At 45.6% G+C, this 20,010-nt stretch carries 12 protein-coding genes; 4 read left to right on the forward strand and 8 right to left on the reverse strand.

Going from position 1 to position 20,010, the window contains the following annotated elements; all coding sequences use genetic code 11:
- The 6 genes from ACLD72_RS18155 to ACLD72_RS18180 form a co-directional block, all read right to left on the reverse strand.
- Positions 1-2,943, reverse strand: a complete 2,943-nt coding sequence (locus ACLD72_RS18155) for a type I restriction endonuclease subunit R (RefSeq protein ID WP_411000585.1) — start codon at positions 2,941-2,943, stop codon at positions 1-3.
- Positions 2,943-4,352, reverse strand: coding sequence for a restriction endonuclease subunit S (locus tag ACLD72_RS18160; protein ID WP_411000583.1), 1,410 nt, complete (start codon positions 4,350-4,352; stop codon positions 2,943-2,945). The genes ACLD72_RS18155 and ACLD72_RS18160 overlap by 1 nt, the downstream gene beginning before the upstream one ends.
- Positions 4,353-4,357: 5 nt before the next feature.
- Positions 4,358-6,484, reverse strand: a complete 2,127-nt coding sequence (locus ACLD72_RS18165; protein ID WP_411000581.1) for an N-6 DNA methylase — start codon at positions 6,482-6,484, stop codon at positions 4,358-4,360.
- Between the two features lie 110 nt (positions 6,485-6,594).
- The gene (locus ACLD72_RS18170; RefSeq protein ID WP_411000579.1) at positions 6,595-8,754 is read right to left on the reverse strand and encodes a Z1 domain-containing protein; all 2,160 of its coding nucleotides are present in this window, start codon (positions 8,752-8,754) and stop codon (positions 6,595-6,597) included.
- A 90-nt stretch (positions 8,755-8,844) separates the two neighbouring features.
- On the reverse strand, positions 8,845-10,164 hold the full coding sequence (locus tag ACLD72_RS18175; protein WP_458476097.1) for an McrC family protein: 1,320 nt from the start codon (positions 10,162-10,164) through the stop codon (positions 8,845-8,847).
- A 13-nt stretch (positions 10,165-10,177) separates the two neighbouring features.
- On the reverse strand, positions 10,178-11,740 hold the full coding sequence (locus tag ACLD72_RS18180) for an AAA family ATPase (protein WP_458476098.1): 1,563 nt from the start codon (positions 11,738-11,740) through the stop codon (positions 10,178-10,180).
- Between the two features lie 601 nt (positions 11,741-12,341).
- Here ACLD72_RS18180 and ACLD72_RS18185 point away from each other — a divergent pair.
- Both ACLD72_RS18185 and ACLD72_RS18190 read left to right on the forward strand, forming a co-directional pair.
- Positions 12,342-13,061, forward strand: a complete 720-nt coding sequence (locus ACLD72_RS18185; RefSeq protein WP_411000573.1) for a gamma-glutamyl-gamma-aminobutyrate hydrolase family protein — start codon at positions 12,342-12,344, stop codon at positions 13,059-13,061.
- 71 nt (positions 13,062-13,132) lie between these two features.
- Complete coding sequence (locus ACLD72_RS18190; protein WP_411000571.1) at positions 13,133-14,062, forward strand: DUF3298 domain-containing protein; 930 nt, start codon at positions 13,133-13,135, stop codon at positions 14,060-14,062.
- 416 nt (positions 14,063-14,478) lie between these two features.
- Here the strand turns inward: ACLD72_RS18190 and ACLD72_RS18195 are convergent, their stop codons facing one another.
- Positions 14,479-14,838, reverse strand: coding sequence for a DUF488 domain-containing protein (locus ACLD72_RS18195; protein ID WP_458476099.1), 360 nt, complete (start codon positions 14,836-14,838; stop codon positions 14,479-14,481).
- Between the two features lie 372 nt (positions 14,839-15,210).
- The gene (gene rbsK, locus ACLD72_RS18200; protein WP_458476100.1) at positions 15,211-16,161 is read right to left on the reverse strand and encodes a ribokinase; all 951 of its coding nucleotides are present in this window, start codon (positions 16,159-16,161) and stop codon (positions 15,211-15,213) included.
- A gap of 174 nt (positions 16,162-16,335) precedes the next feature.
- Here rbsK and ACLD72_RS18205 point away from each other — a divergent pair, with 174 nt between their 5' ends.
- Both ACLD72_RS18205 and ACLD72_RS18210 read left to right on the forward strand, forming a co-directional pair.
- Positions 16,336-16,788 carry a flagellar brake protein gene (locus tag ACLD72_RS18205; protein ID WP_411000567.1) on the forward strand — a complete coding sequence of 151 codons (453 nt, stop codon included), beginning with the start codon at positions 16,336-16,338 and terminating at the stop codon, positions 16,786-16,788.
- Positions 16,789-16,862: 74 nt separating this feature from the next.
- Complete coding sequence (locus tag ACLD72_RS18210; protein ID WP_411000565.1) at positions 16,863-19,991, forward strand: ATP-binding protein; 3,129 nt, start codon at positions 16,863-16,865, stop codon at positions 19,989-19,991.
- Positions 19,992-20,010 lie beyond the last annotated feature (19 nt).

A 20,010-nucleotide genomic window follows, 5' to 3' on the forward strand; every position in this document is an offset into this window, starting at 1 on the left:
CTAACCAGCAGTTTTTCTATATGTTAAAGTAAACACCATATCTGACAGCCATTTCTTAAATGACGGATTGTCGTTAAACTGCTTGAAAATCTCCATATTATCCGTCATTAAATTAATGATCGCTTTATTCAGAGCTTTGTCACTCTCAATTTTTGCATTTTGCTTGTCGGAATTTTTCATTGCATTTTGGTAATCTTTATCCTTGGACACCATTTCAGGGATGCTGGTGATATGTTTGATGACCTGGTCCGCATCCTTCCAAGGAATATTCCCGAAAAGATCATGAAAACTCGATAAAATGTTGCTCAACAAATCCAACTCCGGCACCGGCTTGGCTCCCCCCGCTCCGGCAGGCACAGGATCAACCTCATAGGTTGCCTTTTCTTCCAATACAATGGACATGGTAGCCTGCGCCTCTGCCCGATAACTATCCAAATCAATTGTCTCAAGGATTCCTTTGCTAAGGTCCTCCTCCTTGGGGGACGGGAGTTTCGGAATAAGCAAAGTCAAGAAAATGGATAGCTTCTCCCATTCCGCATTACCGTAAGGTAAAATAGACGACAAAAAACCGTATGTTCTAGTAAAAGCTTTGACTTTGCTCTTAAAATCGACTTGTTGATCTTCGTCTAGTTCATCCTCATAATTTTTTGAGCATACATCGAGAATCGGATCAAGTTTATCCCGTTCAGCTCCGTTAAGATACAGTTCCACAATGGTATCCACATGATAATCTGTAAAAACATGATGCCCTTTAATATCACTTTCCAAATCATTGAGTTTATCCGGATCGGTCTCATCAGATAAAACAGTCGTCGTGTAATACTTGGAAAAGGCCTCTTTGATCGTATCCGTCTCATTGGCGAAATCCAAGACGAAAGTATCATGTTTCTGCGGATGAGCACGGTTTAGTCGGGATAAGGTCTGAACCGCTTTGATATCTGAAAGCATTTTGTCAACATACATCGTATGAAGCAACGGTTCATCATAACCCGTTTGAAATTTATTTGCGACAACCAGTATCCGATATGGATCTTTTTTCATTTTCTTTTCAATTTCACTACTTGGAAAAGCATTTATCCCGCTTTCCGTAAGCTTCTTTCCGCCAAATTCATGTTCACCTGAAAAAGCGACGATTGCTTTATATGGGCTTCTCCTCTTCTCCAAATACGCAGATATAGCGTAATAATATTGGATAGCTCGCTCAATACTGCTGGTTACCACCACGGCACGGGCTTGACCGCCTACTTTCCCCTTGGCTATGACTTGTTCGTGAAAATGATCCATCATGATTTCGGCTTTCAATGCAATGGCTGTTTCATTGGATTCCACATAGGCACGAAGTTTTTTCTGTGCTTTTTTCTTATCGAATAAAGGATCATCTTCAATGATCTTAGCAAGCTTATAATAACTCTTGATCGGCGTATAATATCTGAGCACATCCATGATAAACCCTTCCTGGATGGCTTGTTTCATCGTATACACATGGAAGGGTCTGTGCTTGGTTTTACCACCCTCCGGATAAGGAACACCGAACATTTCCAACGTTTTATTTTTGGGAGTTGCCGTAAAGGCGAAGTAACTCGCATTTGTCAGCATCTTACGACCCTCTAATATTTTTAAAATCTTATCTTCCGTCGTTTCCTCTTCGCTATCCTCATATTTATCGGATAAAGCGATGTTCATCTTGGCAGACATCGTTCCGCTTTGACTGGAGTGGGCTTCATCGATAATAATCGCAAAATTGCTTTTCCGATGTTCATTTCCGATATCTTCAAGGATATAGGGGAACTTGTGCACCAGCGTGATAATGATGCTTTTTCCGCTTTGAAGCAGTTTCTTAAGATCACCGGAGCTATCAGCATGACCCACCGTATTCGCCACTTGCATAAAACCTTTTATCGTATTTTTAATTTGTTTATCCAAGTTGACCCGGTCCGTTACCACGACGATAGAATCAAACATATTTTTTCCGTCTTTCGTCATGGAAACGAGTTGATGAGCAAGCCAGGCAATGGAATTGGATTTCCCACTGCCAGCGCTATGTTGAATCAGATATTTCTGTCCAACCCCTTGGATACTTACATCCTCAAGTATCGACTTCACAGCGGCAAGTTGATGATAACGGGGAAAAATTTGAGTTCTTTTAACCTTCTTGGTCTCGGCGTCCTTCTCTTCTACGATTTGTGCGTAGTTTTCAATGATATTGGATAGCTCATCTTTCTTCCATATCTGCTTCCACAAATAATCCGTTTTTATGCCTTCCGGATTAGGAGGGTTTCCCGCTCCATCATTGTAGCCTTTATTAAAAGGCAAAAACCAAGATTTCTTGCCATCGAGTTTCGTACACATCTTCACTTCGTTATCATCGACCGCAAAATGCACCATGCATCGTCCAAAACTGAACAGCAGTTCTCGCGGATCACGGTCGGTTTTATATTGATATACCGCATCCTCAACGTTTTGCTTAGTAAGTCTATTCTTCAGTTCGCAGGTAATAATCGGCAAACCATTGATGAAAATGGCAAGGTCAAGGGCAAGCTTCGTATTGTCACGAGAGTACATCAACTGCCGAGTAACACTGTATATGTTCTTACGATACAGTTCTTTAGCCTTCTCGTTCTGCAATGAGGGGGTGAGATAATACAAATCAAGCGTGACCGGATATACTTTGATGCCATTTCTTAGTACATCGATTACGCCATTTTTCGCAATCTCACCCTGCAAGCGATTCAGAAACTTCGTTTTATTCACTTCGCTATCGAAAACACCCAAAGTTTTTAGCTTGTCTGGCTGAGTCGCTTGCAAAAATCGAAAAAGGCGAGTCTCATCGATGGCATATTCTTTGTTGTAATCGCTATTTCCCCCTTGTTCATACCCGTTATTTGTCACTAGATAGTTTACAATTAGATCCTCAAGTCCGCTCTCTTTGGTGTTGGTTGGCACTAAATCTCAACCTCCTCCAGATCTGCAATTTCTTCATTTTGTACTACATTTTCATCAATTTCAATGGAGTCAGTATCTAGTTCATCCATATCCTCAATTACAATATCATGCACGTCAATTTTACCAGTAACAACGTCAGAAATAAGGCGAGTACGATATTCATTTATTAATTGAACTTCTGTTTGAATACTATCAATACTCTTATCGATTTTTTGAACTTTGTCTTTTACAAATTGAATAATTGATTCTTGTTCTTTCATAGGCGGCAAAGGAAACCATGTCTTTCTAATAATATCTTGACTAATATTTGGTTGTCCCCCACCCTTGCTTTGCTCTATTAAAGAATTTCTGCAAGTAAAAAGAATAAAAAAAGCATATTCAATTGATACCTTTTTATTATTTATATTACATAAACAACAACAAGCTTGATTGCAGCAAGCTTCAACCTTTGTTAAAGAAAGTTTTCCTATTGAAGCACCGTACATAGCTATTGCTATTGTGTCTTTTGGGTAAATCTTTAATGTTGAGTAATCTATTAATGCTTTAATTGTAAGTTTTTTCTTAGTATCATTTAATAAACTATCATTAAGATCACCGGAGTTGATCCAATTAACCTCACCATTATAATAACTGCTATCTCCACTTTTAGGGGTAGTACCACTTCCAATAATGTTGAATAATCTTGTAATTTTATCTTTTTCCCAATGTTCAGGAATATCACCAACCCAATCAATACCTGAAAGTTTCATCTTAACATTAGGGTTAAGACCCTTAGTCACTGCCTCGTTAATAAGTGCTTGCTTTTGTTCCTTTAAAACTTGAATAAGTTTCTTCTTAGCTCTTATATATTTATTGATCTTCGCAAGCTTAGAGTCCAAAAATTTCACAATATGGTCTTGCTCGGAACGAGGTGGGATATAAAGTTTTATATTTTTGAAATCGTCATACCGCATATCCCATTGCCCTACACGAATACCATACGAAATTCTATTATAGATAGTTTTAAACTCGGATGACCTTAGTAAATAATGAATGTAATCATAATTCAATTCTCCAACAAGTCTACAAACGATATAAGCGGGGCTAACTATACCTTTATATTTTGATACACCCAATGATCCTTGCCACATTTTCATTTTGTTAAGAACTAAATACCCATTATCTACATACTTGTAATTAGATAAGTCTTGACTTTCTACATTATGATTATCGTCTCTTGATGATTTTCTTATTACTCCATACTCACGATAAACAGATAATAGTTCTAAATCAGTTCTAGAACCATTCCTTTCATTGGAAAGCTTTGTTATAGAACGTATCGTCTGTTTTTTCCAATGTTTGGGCACATTTCCCAACCAATCATATTCTGTTTCAATATACTTCCCATAGGGTTTAAGTTCTTTATACATCCAGGTTAACCCCCTATGATTTCTTGCAACAACCCATCTGTCTCGGCTTCAAGGGCCTTAATATCCGCCTTAATTTCCTCAAGAGTCCGTAGTTTTACCGGCTTGTAAAAATACTTCGTAAAACTGATTTCATAACCGATCTGCGACTTACTGTTATCAATCCATGCGTCGGGTGCAAAAGACAATACCTCGTCTTTAAAAAATTGTTCTATACCGCCTCCGTATAAAAGCGGGATCTGTTCGGTATCTCGCAACTCCGCATCAGACTCATATTCCACGACGCATGCTTTGCCGTTCAGAGTCACGCTAAACAGGCCGTACAAGGGATTCGCCTTTGTTTTTCCTGGTTTATGAATTTTTTTGATGATCTTTTCAGCGGTCTCATCTGTATAAGCAAGGTTGTTTTTTATCAGATTCAACTTTTTGGCTGACAGCTTAATGTTTAATCGTTCGGCAATTTGGGTTAATTCTTTTTGAAACAAATTATAATCGTTGATTTTGCCATAATTCTTGGTTTCAGCCAGGTCAGAAATAACCTTGACTAACTCATCTTCTTTCTGTTCCGTGCATAACGCAAAAAGGGATTCCAGCCTTTCCTTCGCTAAATCCACGCTTAAACGGAGCGGTCTTTCCACCGTGATTTTCCAATAACCAAATTCCTTATTGTCGAAAATCTTTGAATGTTCCGTTTCCTCAAATGAAATCAGCATATCAACGATTTCTTTTCTAAGTTCTGGCGTGAACTCACAGTTCTTGTTGCCCAAGTTTTTCCTTAATGGACTTGTTAAGTTCGTTGCATCAATCAGTTGTACCTTGCCTCGGCGATGAGAAGCTTTACGATTGGTTACTACCCAAATATAAGTCGCAATTCCCGTGTTGTAGAACATGTTTTCTGGCAAGGCAATGATTGCTTCGAGCCAGTCGTTTTCAATAATGTATCGCCGTAAATTGCTTTCGCCTTGGCCCGCATCCCCGGTAAATAAAGAAGAGCCGTTATGGACTTCTACAATCCGGCTGCCAAGTTCGGTATTATGCTTCATTTTACTAATTTTGTTTGCCAAGAATAACAACTGCCCGTCACTGGAGCGAGGAATCATCCTGAAATCCGGTTCACCATCATGAGATACGACAAAACGCGTGTCTGTAATATCACCTTTTCCGCCTAACCGCTCTAAATCGGTTTTCCAACTCTTACCGTAAGGAGGGTTAGATAACATGAAATCGAAGTTCGTACTGGGAAAGCCATCATTAGAAAGCGTCGAGCCATAAGCGATATTATCCGCTTGCAAGCCTTCACCTTTTAGTAACATATCCGCTTTTGTGATGGCATAGGTTTCAGGGTTGATCTCTTGACCATACAGATTAATAGAGATCTGCTTATTAAATTCAGAAGCGAGTTGCTGTAGTCTTTCATCAGCGATGGTAAGCATCCCGCCGGTACCGCAAGCACCGTCATAAACGAGGTAAGAACCATCCGTAATTTTGTCCGCCACGGGGAGAAGGGCGATGTCTGCCATCAATTCAACAACATCACGGGGAGTAAAGTGCTCCCCGGCTTCTTCATTATTTTCTTCATTAAATTTCCGAATCAGTTCCTCAAAAATGACACCCATGGAATGGTTATCAAGTGCAGGTAGCTTAACCTCACCTTGATTATCCAACACGGGTTCCGTGCTAAGATTGATTGTTGGACTTACGAATTTTTCAATAACCGCACCTAATATATCCGCTTCCACCATCGTATCGATTTGGTTTCTAAATTTAAATTTATCAAGGATTTCCTGAACATTCGGGGAAAATCCGTCTAAGTAGGCAATAAAGTCTGACTTCAACTGCTGTTGTTTAGCTCTTGATTTCAAATCTTTTAGTGTGAAAGGAGAAGCATTATAAAAAGCTTGCCCTGCTGCATTACAAAGTGCGCCGGTTTGATTGAGTACACCGGCACTATCCAATGTAGCTTTCATCTCAAGTACAGCTTTCTTAGTTGGTTCAAGTACCGCGTCAAGGCGGCGGATAACCGTCATTGGCAAGATGACATCCCGATATTTTCCTCGTACATATACATCACGCAGACAATCATCCGCGATTCCCCATATAAAGCTTACAATTTGGTTGTGCAATCTTTGGTCCATGTATAATTCCTCCAGTAATAACAATTCAGCAAGATCATCATATAAAAAACAATACACTATTTAATATATCATTTTTACTTCGAACTATAGTAAACTCACCTAAATTATCATTAATACGCAAACAAATGATTCGCAAAAACAACAGTCTGCATCTTTTGAGGCGCGACAAGAACAGGCCAGAAGAATGGCGTGCCGTTCCATCCGGCAGCAGTACCATTTTGTTTAAGTAATACAATCGCTGGAATATCCACTGCTTTTTCTTTCGCCAACCCTTTTTCTTGATAAGACTCTGGGGAGTTCTCAAGACGTCCGTCATTCTTTGCCCGGGAAATATCACGATCTCGCCTTACGATAGCCCAAACTTTTCCTTTAAGTGCTTGATTTTCAGGAAGGGTAGTCAAATACTCCAAACTTGCGATAAAAGCCTTTTGATTCCAAGTATGTCCTTCCTCAAAGGTAGTGGCGATGTAATTAATAATTTCAATCACGTCGCTTACGTCCATCATAAATGGTTCCGGAGAGTTACCAGTATCGTGGCAATACTTTCCGATAATATCCTCGATGGCCGCTACCGGCTTTTGAACATGAGTTTTTGCCTTTACTTTAAACCCGATAGGCAGAAGACGCGTTCTTGGCTTCAGCGTAGTCGTATCGGACAATAAGATTTTATTTGGAGAACACGGAATAATGTGGCTGCTCGCATCTTTTTGAATGAATACAACTCCGTTATCGTGACTACCTTTCTCAAAAGCTTCACGAAGGGCGGAATCAAATTCATGGATACGTTGCATAACTGCATAGATACTTGATGTGGTATAGAATCTAGTAACTGTTAGATCTTCAACTGGTCTTGCTCCGTACATACGAGAATGCTGCAGAACTGTGTCCTGTTGGAAGGTCTTGGGGCGCCTACCATAATAGAACCCAATCAGATTTCCAATCGTTATACCTCGGTCCAAGATTTGTCCGCCGATAAAAATATTCAGGGGCGTTCTAAGCTTCAACTGCCCGGAAGCGTCCAAAAGTTCGTTCACATCTTTCTCGGAGTTGACCTTCGTAACCATAATATACCCATCATCTAATGCTTGTTTCGCTTCAATAATTACTTCAGAAAGTCCCGGCATCTTCATAACAGAGAGCTTAATAGATTCCTCCATGTTCCCATAAGCCTCTTGTACCAATCGTTGGAACAGTGGCGAATTGTCTTTGGACTCCTCTGCTAGTTTTTCGACAATGGCATCAATGATGCTCTCCTGCCATTCGTGAGCAGCCTTCCCTTGCTCCGTATGGATGATAAAGCTATATTTCTTACCGGCGCTACTTTCATATCTGTTCTGAAGCCGTCGAATACAGCCGCCAATAATAAAATTTACGATGGCATTTCGAAGGGATTTAATTTTGTTGCTGAATAAGCATTCTTCAATTTTAAAGACACGACGATCTTGTTTCTTTAGGACTGACAGCTCATCTTCAGAAACTTCCTCAAATAAATGATAAGCGATAGTTCCTTCTTCTTCACTTTCGTGAAAATAATATTCTCCACCGATGTACTTATCATGGATAGGAACCAATTCAGTAAAGACCGGTTTAATTGGCTTGAACACTTCAGAGTCAATCACGATATCTTCAGGCTGTAAATAAAGAGAGTAAGGTGTAGCTGTTACTTGTAAAAAGCTGCAATCTGCAACTTTTCTTCTGAATTCATCGATTTTCCCCGCAATCTTTTTAATTTCCGGCTCTTCATCCTTCTTACTCGTAAAACCTATGCTTGCAAAATCAGCCTCGTCATCAATAATAAGAATTTTCTTGTCTACGAGATCTGGATAAGTATCAAAGAAGGCTTGATGTAGCCGTTCCATATTACGAATTTCCTTTTTGACCACAAAGGCGAGTTTTTGATTTCGTTCATATCGGGTCAGTGACGGCACGACCATAATATCAAATATCTGTATGTAATCTTGTTCATTCAAGTCTTTAAATTCGGACTTCAGTCGCTCAAGCGTTTGCTGTGCAAGTGCTTTGGTTCCTTTGGTCAAAATGATGACGACATCATAACCATTATCATATGCCAATGACATGACACCAAGGAAGGTACGGGTTTTCCCAGACTGAATTTTCCCCAGTAGCATGCCCGGTCGATCCAACGTTGTTTCTGTATCAAGTAATTTTTGGACAGTTCGCTCCATGCATCCAATTATATTCGTGTCGTAATGGTTCTTCTCGTTCAAATAGGTAAAGAAAGTCCCCTTAAGGTCTAAAGTTTTAATCATTTACCCCTCATCCTTTCTGTATTACATATTACTCTTAATTGGTGACACTAAGTTGCCAGCAAATGAATGTTTGAAAAGAGAGGATAGCTATCAAATCCCCAACATCATTTCATCCACCAACCCATCCACACATGCTTTCCCTAAGCTTAAATCCAAAAAAGCGACGCGCACCTCCACCCCATCACCACTATCGAATCGGATGGGCTGTGCAACTCCCGACAAACGGGGAGCCCAGGGATAAATCAAGTAGACCTTACCCGCCCCGTACTTTTTGCCGTAAGCATACGCCTGGTACATGTCCGCTTGCGAAATACCGAAGTCCAAACCTTGGGAAAGGATCTTCCACTTCGTGTCCAGCACTACAACTCCAGACGGTCCTTGTACGACAATGTCCGGTTTCAACTGAAATCTTGGCGGTTTATCAAACAACCGATAAGACCGATCCTGCGTCTTTACGCGGATTTGGGGGTGTGCGAGCATTTTTTTCAAAAGTCCGGCCACGTAACGTTCAAATACTTTTTCCATCGGGAACAACAGCGCGTAAGCGACACTGCCCTCTTTAAATGGAGTAAAGCTTTTACCGGCTAAGAATAGGCGGCACCACTCCAATATCGTCTTGTATTCTTGCATGGTCCGGTCCGTAGATACGTTGGCCCAATCCCGCTCCGAATACACGGATCTCTCCACGCTGTCGAACGCCCCCTGTAAAGAATAAAGGTCCTTTTGGTTAATTGGATTGTCGCTAACCTTAAGCAACAGTTCCACCGTTGTCTTGATCAGCCGATTTTCCGGCCGGTTAAGACTGAACTCGTCATATTCGATATAAAAGCGTTCTTTGTGGGCGGCATTATGCTTCATATGCTGGGAAAAGAGAAGTTTTCCATTGTAGAAGCGCTCGTTGTCTTGATGCACCGAATAATCGAATTTCAAGCCGCGTTTGACTAAGGCTGCAGCTTCTTCGATGAACATGCGAATGAAAATGTCCAGTACATGGTTCTTCTCCGCGCTAAGGCCGGTCGGATTGAATTGTTTATTCGGTATATCGTTGATGGACCTCAACATATCGATAAAGATGCTCTTCGTTTGTGTTATAGAACTTTCATCATCCCGAGCGTATATTTTGGGCAGAATTTCGATTTGAGTCCCATCGGCCATGGCGATCACACCTACATGGTTTTTGGCGCTGATGATTTTGCCGATCCCTCTTCTGCTCCCCACGGTCATTAGTTCAAGAGCATCCGTCATATTGCCTGTTCCTCTGCTTTCCAGTACAAAACGCTCCAGGCGGTCAAAGGCCGATTCGGCTATGCACTGATATCCAAGTGGAAGTCCGTCAGGATTTTTGCATAAAGTTCCATACTCTTTTAACGTAACCTTATTAACCTTTCGACTGTTATTGAATAGATTCATGCTCATTGCGCACCTAATCCGAGTTGTTGTAGTCGTATATTTTTAGATAAGATCCTAATTGATGGAATGCATCACGATTGATTTTGTAAGTAATAGATTCTTCTAGATCAACTTCGTCCAGATTACCGAATAGCCCTTTCATATCCACCTTGTTAACAACGATAAACTGTTCCGACTCCGGCTTGTTGCTGTCCCCCAACACAAGGCGGATTTTCTCGTAATTGTCGTAGAAATATTCCTGGAGCAGAGGAATAATCGTATGCTCGAAAAGATGCCCCAGTTTCCCAAGCGTGGGCTCCTCGTACAAACTCAAAAAGTATGCATGACCAATGGTATGCTCACGATCGTACAACGCTTCAATTCTCCGGTTCATCGTTTCCAGAATCGTTGCCAGATTCAACAGTTTCCCAGCGACCTCAATAGAGGCAAGACGGCCAGGATCCGGCATCATCTCGGCAAATGAAAACCGCCGCCGCAGCGCCGCATCCAACCGGGCGATGGAACGGTCCGCCGTATTCATGGTAGCGAGCAGATAAACATTATTCGGAATGCCAAAAGGCTCTTGCGAATACGGAAGCTTAAGCTTGATTTCTTCCGGCATCCCGATCCGTTTTGTCGGTTCGATAAGGGTGATCAGTTCTCCAAAAATTTTGGAGATGTTGCCGCGGTTAATTTCGTCGATGATAAAAACATAGTTTTTGTTACTCGTCGTTTGGATAACCGAACTAACATGCACGTTGTTATGTTTCTCCAAAATAGAAAGTACATGCTTAAGCTCAATTCTGGTCAATCGGTAAACGGAACCTAATGTCATGACCTTATTTTCATTCAACTCCAAAATGTTCTCCCGGATATCCTTGACTAACCAGTTCACCTTTCGGGAACGTTTGTATTCCTCCATCTCTTCCAGCCACTCGTACTCTCCCGTGACAACACCGATCGCATCAATGGATTCTTCGTCATGAAGAACGAGAACAATATCTCCTTGCCTCATCTCATGAATAAAGCGAGAGAGAATCATCTTTCCTCCATACTGGCTGTAATCCGTGTCTTCGCTTAAGATCTCGCCATAAGAATCCCATCCGATACGAATCCGGTTATTATTGAAGCAATCCCGCTTAATCGGATTCTCTTTGGAACCTCCCAGAGAGACCTTCCATATCGTTGGTTCATTACCAATTCCGTAGTCGTTGCCGTCCTGAACGATTGGCTTTTGCGCCTTTTCACAGAACTTCTTAAACACGCCGGGCACAATATCGTAAACGACTTCCCGGTTCCCGGGCTCCGTTTCTCCATCGGATGTCATTTTCGGTTTGATGCCCTCGATAAACTCCTCGTAACCGTAGGATTGATGGAAAGTCGTAAATTCGATCTGTCCATTTGCCTTATAGGCTTCAAAGCGTTTCTTGATTTGAACGTATCCGTCTGCCTCTTCTTCTTCGAGAACGACGTCGAGCGGCTTATTCTCAAGCATCGAAACCGCATAAAGCACGGTATGATAGGTTTTCCCGGTCCCCGGCGGCCCGTATAAAATGATATTTTTGTCTAACAGCCGTTGATTCTCCGAACCTAACACAGAAGATCCAGTAACATTAATGGAGAGATCGCTCCCTTTACTGGCTATAAATTCTGAACTCAAATCGTTTTCTCGCTCCCTAAGAAAATCCTCATAGTATGCAAGGCCATATTGAAATGCTTTGTTACCGCCTCTTTCATTTACCAGTAAAAAATTTTCCGCCTGCTCCATAGCTATTCTCATGTTCCGATATTGATCGGCGTCGGCTATTTCGAATACATTGGTTGTCTCAAGTTCAATATTAAGCTTAGCTGGAGAAGTGTTTAAGTAGTGGACATATTGACTAACAGTTCCTTCAGAATAAGGTTGTCCATCCGCTTTCTTCTTCCGTCTTAACCAGTCGGTATATTCTTTTTTTCGCAATTTGGCCTGATCTTCCATGAAAATTCACCTTTCAACGATATTTTGTAAATGCTTTGGCACTTGCAAGATAAAATCCGCTCACTTCAGTACCCTCCTATGGATGAAGGTATCTATAATGGACCTTCGACAAACCATCTAGTTCTTCCTGCCTATTTGAAAGGAGTAATCGATTCTGATCATGTATAATATCTACTAAATTCATAGATTTGACCCTTATAGGGGTGGGGAGGACATTTATATGAAAAAACCGCTGATCGGGGTTTTGCCTCTATACGACAAAGAGAAAGAAAGCTACTGGATGCTGCCAGGTTATATGAAAGGCATCGAGGAGGCCGGCGGGATTCCGTTTATGCTTCCGTTAACGACGTACCCAGAAACCATTTTGGCCATAGCCGAAACGTTTGACGGTTTTTTGTTCACGGGCGGGCACGATGTTAACCCGGAAATTTACGGGGAGCCGGTCGATCCGGTTTGTGGGGCACAGTGCGAGGAAAGAGACGTCATGGAAAAGCTGCTGTTTAACCGCGCGATCGAGCAGGATAAGCCCGCTTTCGGCATTTGCCGCGGCCTGCAATTGTTTAACGCTTTGCTCGGCGGGACGCTGTACCAGGATCTTCCTACGCAGCGGGTGAGCTCTATTCAGATCGAACATAAGCAAACCCCGCCATACACCATCCCCGTTCACGACGTCCACATTGAACAAGGAAACCCGCTGTATGAGATCGTGAAGGCGGAGTCCTTAAAGGTAAACAGCTACCATCATCAGGGGATCAAAAAATTGTCCGGGCAGCTTACGGCCGCCGCTATAGCGGAGGACGGGCTGATCGAAGCCGTCGTCATGCCGGAAAAGAGATTTGTCCTGGCCGTGCAGTGGCATCCGGAATTCAACTTTAAGCTCGACGACAGCAGCTTCCGGCTTTTTAAAGCATTTGTACAGGCGTGCAGTCCAAAGCAATGAAACCGTCCTTCACAAAGACGGCCATATAACCGATTGAGACACATCTATTCAACTAGAGAGAAGGAATTTTAATGAAAAAAACGTTGGCAGTTTTATGTTCTTTGGCGCTGCTCATCCTTTTGGCCGCACAGCCCCAGTCCGTCAAAGCGGATAACAAAGCGTCCGCGATTACAACCAAAACCTTGTCCTACAAAGGCCAGCAGTACGTACAGATCTCCGGGGCCAGCAAAGCCGTCACGCAGCAAATCAACAAAATCCTCAAGCTGCACGCCGTAAACGCCGCCGTTTCCAACAGTGCCGCCAAAAAGCAGTCCAAAAACGGCTCTTTCAAAACCACGCCCAGCACGAAATACAACAAAAACAACCGCCTGTCCATCGTGTACAGCGATTACTACTACGCGGGCGGAGCTCACGGGATGCTCGCTTCGGTTTCCTACAATTTCGACATGCAGACCGGGAAACAGATCAAGCTGAAGGATATCCTCACCAAGGATTATCAGAAGGACAATCTTGAGATCACCCTCGCGAACGAACTGGCCAAAAAATCAGCCGCAGGGGAAAACGTATTTCCGGACAGCGCCTATTCGTTCACTTTGGACATGGACAACAGTTTTTATCTCTATGACAAAGGCATCGTGTACCGGTTCCAGCCTTACGGGGTCGCGCCTTATTCGGAAGGTTTCGTGGACATCAAGGTACCGTACGAGACGATCAATAAGCAAACTGAAGCACCCTTCTCTTTGCCCAACAAAAACAATATCGCCGATTCGATCAAACAGGACCCCAATTATGCCGAAACCAGCCTGAAAGGCGAGTTCACCGGATTCCAGCAGGGCAAAATCTACGAGCTAGCCAACGGCCAAAAATGGAAACAAATCAGCGATCAGGCGACCAGCGTCAGCATATCCCATCCGGAAGTCATCGTCTTTCCTTATGAAGGGGACATCTTTCTCGTGATCGAGGGCCAAACCGTCATGCCAATCATCGAGAAAGCCGAATAACGATAACTCGCTTAATAACTAGTAGAATGATCCGGAAATAATATGGCTTATCTGCGGACAGGGGCCATGGATCGCTTTGTTCTATATTAGTCTTGTGCTCAGTATCGTCCGTCCCCATAAAATAGAGGAACTTTAGGGTCTTATTTTCCGAATGTGAGCCTATTCATCACGATAGGGGAACTATTGGGTCTTATTTTTCGATGAACAGGTCGAAAGGCACCCTTTCGCTACTAAATCGTAAAAATAGCGCCATAAAATTCCTCTATCCCACGCAACATGGGGGATATCGCTGAAATAGCGCCTTTTTTTCCTTTATGCTGTCTCTTCTCCCGAGATCTTCAATAGACTAATTTTGCCGTTTTCTCAAGTCTTCATTTGCCATCATGCTAACGTTATTTCCAGAATCGTCTACTAGCTTAGCTGGTCAGCCAGCGCTGCAGCACAACCGCATGATTGCAGACCGGATCTTTGGCGGCATAAACGAGCGTGACCCGCTGCTTCTCCGCCATTTCGCGAATGCGGGCCGCAAGTATGGCCCGCTCCGGATCCGTCTCCAATTCGCGGACATAGCTGTCGCTAAAAGCCGCAAAACGCTCCGGCTGATGATTAAACCATTTGCGAAGCTTGGGGCTGGGCGCGATGGCTTTCATCCATTCGTCGATCGCGGCTTGTTCCTTCGAAACGCCGCGCGGCCACAGCCTGTCCACTAATATACGATACCCGTCCCCGGAAGCAGGCAGTTCATAAATACGCTTCACACCAATCCGACTCTCCATCACAAAATCCATCCGGCATTCGCATCCTTTCCAGTGTTAAGTTAGCCTGCCTGAAAACCTAGGCGAAAACATAAGGGAAAAAAATGGCGTTATTTCGGCGACATCCCCCAATCTGGCTGATATAGGGGAATTTTATGTCGCTATTTTCTTGAATCGCAGAGAGAAGGCCACTTTTTGCATCGTCTATTGGAAAATAAGACCATAAAATTCCGCTAATGGGGTGAACAAGGTCCATTCCAGAAAATAGGATCATAAAATTCCGCTATTTTTGAAAGCCGGGAGATTAGTTGAGATCGTTCTGCTACTGTTGATCTGCCGCGATTCGCGGTTAGTGCAAACCGCGGCGGCTTTGCGGTTGAACGGCAAGCACCGTCACCCACCAACATTCCGCTCATTCCGCTCATTCCTCTCGGCCGCAAACAAACGGACCTCTTCCTCCGTAGGCATTCCCGCCTGCGCGCCAAACTTCGTGACGGCCAGTGCGGAAGCCAGCGCCGCGTATTCCACCGCTTCCCGCAGGCTCCGTCCCTGCGCGATCGAAACGGCTAGCGCGGCGTTAAAGCAATCGCCCGCCCCCGTCGTATCGACCACCGGCACCGGATGGCCCATAGCGAGGCGCACCTCGCCGTTTCCGTCCAAATAAGCCGACCCGCCGGCCCCCAGCGTTGTAACAACGTTGGCGGCGCCCAACTCCTGCAAACGCCGCATAGCCGACCCGAGCGTGTTTCCATCGGCCGCGATGCCGGTATAGCCGCTTAGCTCGGTCCGGTTTGGCGTCACGAAGTCGGCGCAGCGGAACAGCTCCTCCGGCAGCGGCTGTGCCGGGGCGGGGTTCAGCACCACCATTTTACCGAGCTCCTTCGCTTTCCGGGCGGCGTAAAGCGCCGTTTCGACCGGGGTCTCCAGCTGCAACAGCACGATATCCGCCTGATTCAGCTTCTCCGCATTGCGGTCGATGTCCTCCGGCTGAACCTGTCCGTTCGCCCCGGGAACCGCCACGATGCTGTTGTCCCCCTCGCTGACGTAAATCGAAGCGATGCCCGTCGCCGTCCCGCGCAGGCGTTTTACGCCGGTTACATCGACGCCGTCCCGCTCAAGAGCGCTTAGCAGTTCCTGGCCAAAAGCGTCGTCCCCCACGGCCCCGATCATCAGGGCTTCCGCCCCGAGACGCGCCGCCGCAACCGCCTGATTGGCCCCTTTGCCTCCGGGCATAAACCGGACACGGTCGCCAAGCAGCGTCTCTCCCACCTGCGGATGGCGCGGGGTCTCCACGACGATATCCATATTCAGACTGCCGATAACTGCCACTTTCGTATGGTTCATAGACATAACATCCTTTAAAATTAAATGTGCTTGAATGCACAAGATATTTTACCAAAAAAAATGTCCTCATTCACGCGCGCCGGTCCGGTTTTAGAAATTGTAGAGTTTTGTATGGTCTACTTATAGTATAGTCTGCTGCCTCCAGTTGACACAGACTAAAGAGGAGGGATCGCAATGAACATCGGCGAAGACGACGGCGATGATGCCGGATACCTGAAAAACCTGCGAATCGAGCGAAAAAAAAATCAGCATCGCCACTTTTTCCGCGTTCCTCTGGAAATCGAATTAAAGCTGCGGGCGAAACCGGTTGATCACGCCGCCGGCGAGGATGAGCAACTTGTTTTTACCACCCTCGACATCAGCGGAGGCGGTCTTTCGTTTCTTTGCCCTGCTCCGTTGGAACAGGGAGAAGAAGTTCAAGGGTCCATTTATTTAAGTAAGAGTGTCTACCAAAAGCATATTCCGTTTACCGGTAAAATTATCAGCTGCGCGAAACATTCCGAACAAAAATACCGGGTTGCCCTTAGGTTTGTCGAAATCAAAGATTCCTTCCGTTCCGACATCATCCGATTTTGCTTGTATAAACAGACGGAAATGCGCAATAAATTTAAAAATTATCCAATATAACGCCACCGGTTAAACGATTACCATCAACCGGGAACAAAAGGAATTCCGCCGCAGATGTCGAATCTTCATAGATTATGAGAACGTATAAAAAACAAATTATACTCATTTTGCTATTTCTAGCCGCGATCAACGGAATCCGGCTTGCCTGGCTTAGCTTTCATCATACGATCGAGCAGCCGACCGCCGCCGCGAACGGCATTCTTGATTTGCGGGGATGGGAGTTTCCGCCAGACCATACGATCACCCTCAACGGGGAGTGGGAATTTTATCCGAATCAGTGGCTGAAATCCGCACCGGATTCGGCGCCGGACTCGGACTTTACGAGCCCCTCAACTGCTAAGCCCGGGAAAGTCGTTGTTCCGGTGCCCGCCGCTTGGGATAAATATTTTCCGGACGATCATCCAGGAAGCTATACTTACGGAACGTATCGGCTGCGAATTTTCCTGGACGAACCGGCTCCTCAAACGCTAGCATTGCGAATCGCCGAAATATCGCGGGCCTCCGCCGTTTACGTCAACGGCCAACCCACCGGCGGCAAGGGGATCCCTTCCGAACACATCGAAACGTACAAGCCGGGGCATCGCCCCTACACCGTAAGCCTTCCTAAAGGCAGCGATACCTATGAAATCGTAATTCAGGCCGCAAACCATGCCGGAGAAGGTGGTATTACCAAATCGATCCGCTTCGGCACAATGGATGCGATCAATCAGCGAACTGCGCTTTCCATAACACTGCAAGGCTTGCTTAGCGTCGTTTTTCTGGTTCATGGCCTGTATGCCATCATGCTGTATTTTTTGGGAGCCGCCAATAGAGGCCTGCTGTACTTTTCGGCGGTCATCCTATGTGCGGTAATCAGCGTTTTGGGCGTTGACGACAAGATTCTTTTCATATTATTGCCGTCCATGTCGTATGAAATCGACCTTAAAATCGTTCTATTGTCTTACGTGGGGGTCGTTTCCTTCATCCCACCGTTCATTAAAAACATGTTTCCCGAATACGGCCAGCTAAAAATGGTACGCTGGTTTGCCTATCTTGCTTCAGGCTATGCGCTGTTTGTGCTGATCGCACCGTCGCAGTACGTCATACCGTCGGAAAAAATTTTTTTGGCGCCTATTTTACTGTTATCTGTCTGGATCGCAGGTTACATTCTGCAAGCCGCCGCCCGTAAGCAGAAAGACGTCTTCTTCCTGCTGCTGGCCTGCGCCATCCTTGGAAACAATATCGTCTGGATCATTGCTGCGGCCAAACTATCCTTTGAATTGACGTTTTATCCGTTTGACCTGATCTTCACAGTGCTGGCCTTTGCGGCCTTTTGGTTCAGGCGGTTTTTTAGGGCGACGACGCAAACGAAGCGCCTGGCCGAAAGGCTGCAGTTCGCCAACCAGCAAAAAGACGACTTTCTCGTCAATACGTCGCATGAACTGCGAAATCCGCTGCATGGGATTATGAATATCACGCAAAGCGTACTGGACGATCCGGTTCACCCTACGAGCGAGGAGCATCGCCAAAGGCTGGAGATTCAGTTGTCCGTGGCCAGGCGCATGTCGCTGCTGCTGGACGACCTGGTGGATATAGGGCGGCTGAAGCAAAACACCGTCCGGCTGCAAATCAAACCGGTTCGCGTCCAATCCGTTATCGGCGGTATTTTTGAAATGCTCAGGTTCATGTTAAACGGTAAGCCGATCGAGCTTGAGGTGAATATTCCGGACGGGTTTCCCGCCGTAAAAGCGGACGAAAACCGGCTCATCCAAGTTTTGTTCAATTTGCTGTACAATGCGATCAAGTTTACGGACCAGGGGAAAATTTCCCTGGATGCGGAAGTCGTGGACGGCATGGCTTATATTCACATCAGGGATACGGGGATCGGCATGGACGAGGAAACCCGGCAGCGGGTCTTTTTGCCCTATGAGCAGGGAGATTCGACCGCTGCGCGAGCCGGCGGAGGGTTCGGACTGGGCCTCAGCATCTGCAAGCAGCTGGTAGAGCTTCACGGCGGGACGATCACGGTGCAATCCACACTCGGCCAAGGATCGGAATTCACCTTTACGCTCCCCGCTGCCGGAGAAGAAACCGAGGTTTCGAAGCAACCTATTCTCGCCCATGATGTTTTCCATTCCTATGCCGAAACTGCGGCGGAGCTTGCCGACGAAGCTGGCATACGGGACGCAGCGGGCCATAGGGCCCAAGCTGTTGCGGAACTTCCCCCGGAGGCGGTCAGCAAACCGAGATTGCTCATTGTGGACGATGACCGGTTAAACCTGAAAATACTCGCGGACATTCTCGGTTCGGTCCAATATGAGATCACTACCGCCGCGAGTGGCGACGAAGCGCTGCCCCTTCTCGACAACATGCGGTTCGATCTCATGATCTCGGACGTGATGATGCCCGGCATGTCGGGGTACGAATTGACGCAGGCGATTCGCAAACGGTTTTTGATTTCCGAGCTTCCAATCCTGATTCTTACGGCGCGAAATCGTCCGGAGGATATTCTTACCGGCTTTCAGTCGGGCGCCAACGATTACGTCACCAAACCGGTGGATTCCTGGGAGCTCCGGTCCCGGGTGCAGGCATTAACCCAATTGAAGCTGTCGATCGAAGAGCGGCTGCGAATCGAAGCGGCTTGGCTGCAAGCCCAGATTAGGCCGCATTTCCTGTACAATACGATTAATTCCATCGCCGCGCTGGCAACCATGGACCTGTCAAAAATGCAGGCCCTGCTGGAGGAGTTCAGCAACTATTTGCGGACGAGCTTCGATTTTCACAATTGCGATCGGGAGATTCCCGTCTACCACGAGCTTTCCCTGGTCCGCTCGTATTTGTTTATCGAGAAGGAACGATTTGCCGAACGGCTTCAGGTACAGTGGGAGCTCGATCCGGACCTGCACTTTTTCCTGCCGCCGCTGGCCATCCAAACGCTGGTGGAAAACGCCGTGAATCACGGTATCCTTAAGCGATCCCGGGGCGGCGAGGTGGTTATTCGCATCAAGCGTTTGGCCGGCGAATATGAGGTATCCGTCAGCGATGACGGCCTTGGCATGAGCGCGGAACAAGTCCGCCAGCTCCTGGATTCGCCGGATCGCCGCGACACGGGGGTCGGCATCCGCAACACCGACCGGCGCCTTACGCAGCTGTACGGCCGCCGTTTGGAAATCGAAAGCGCCCCCGATCAAGGAACGACCGTCCGTTTTTGCATTCCGATGTAGACCAAAGGGCTCTCCCCCA

Source organism: Paenibacillus lacisediminis, assembly GCF_046567315.2.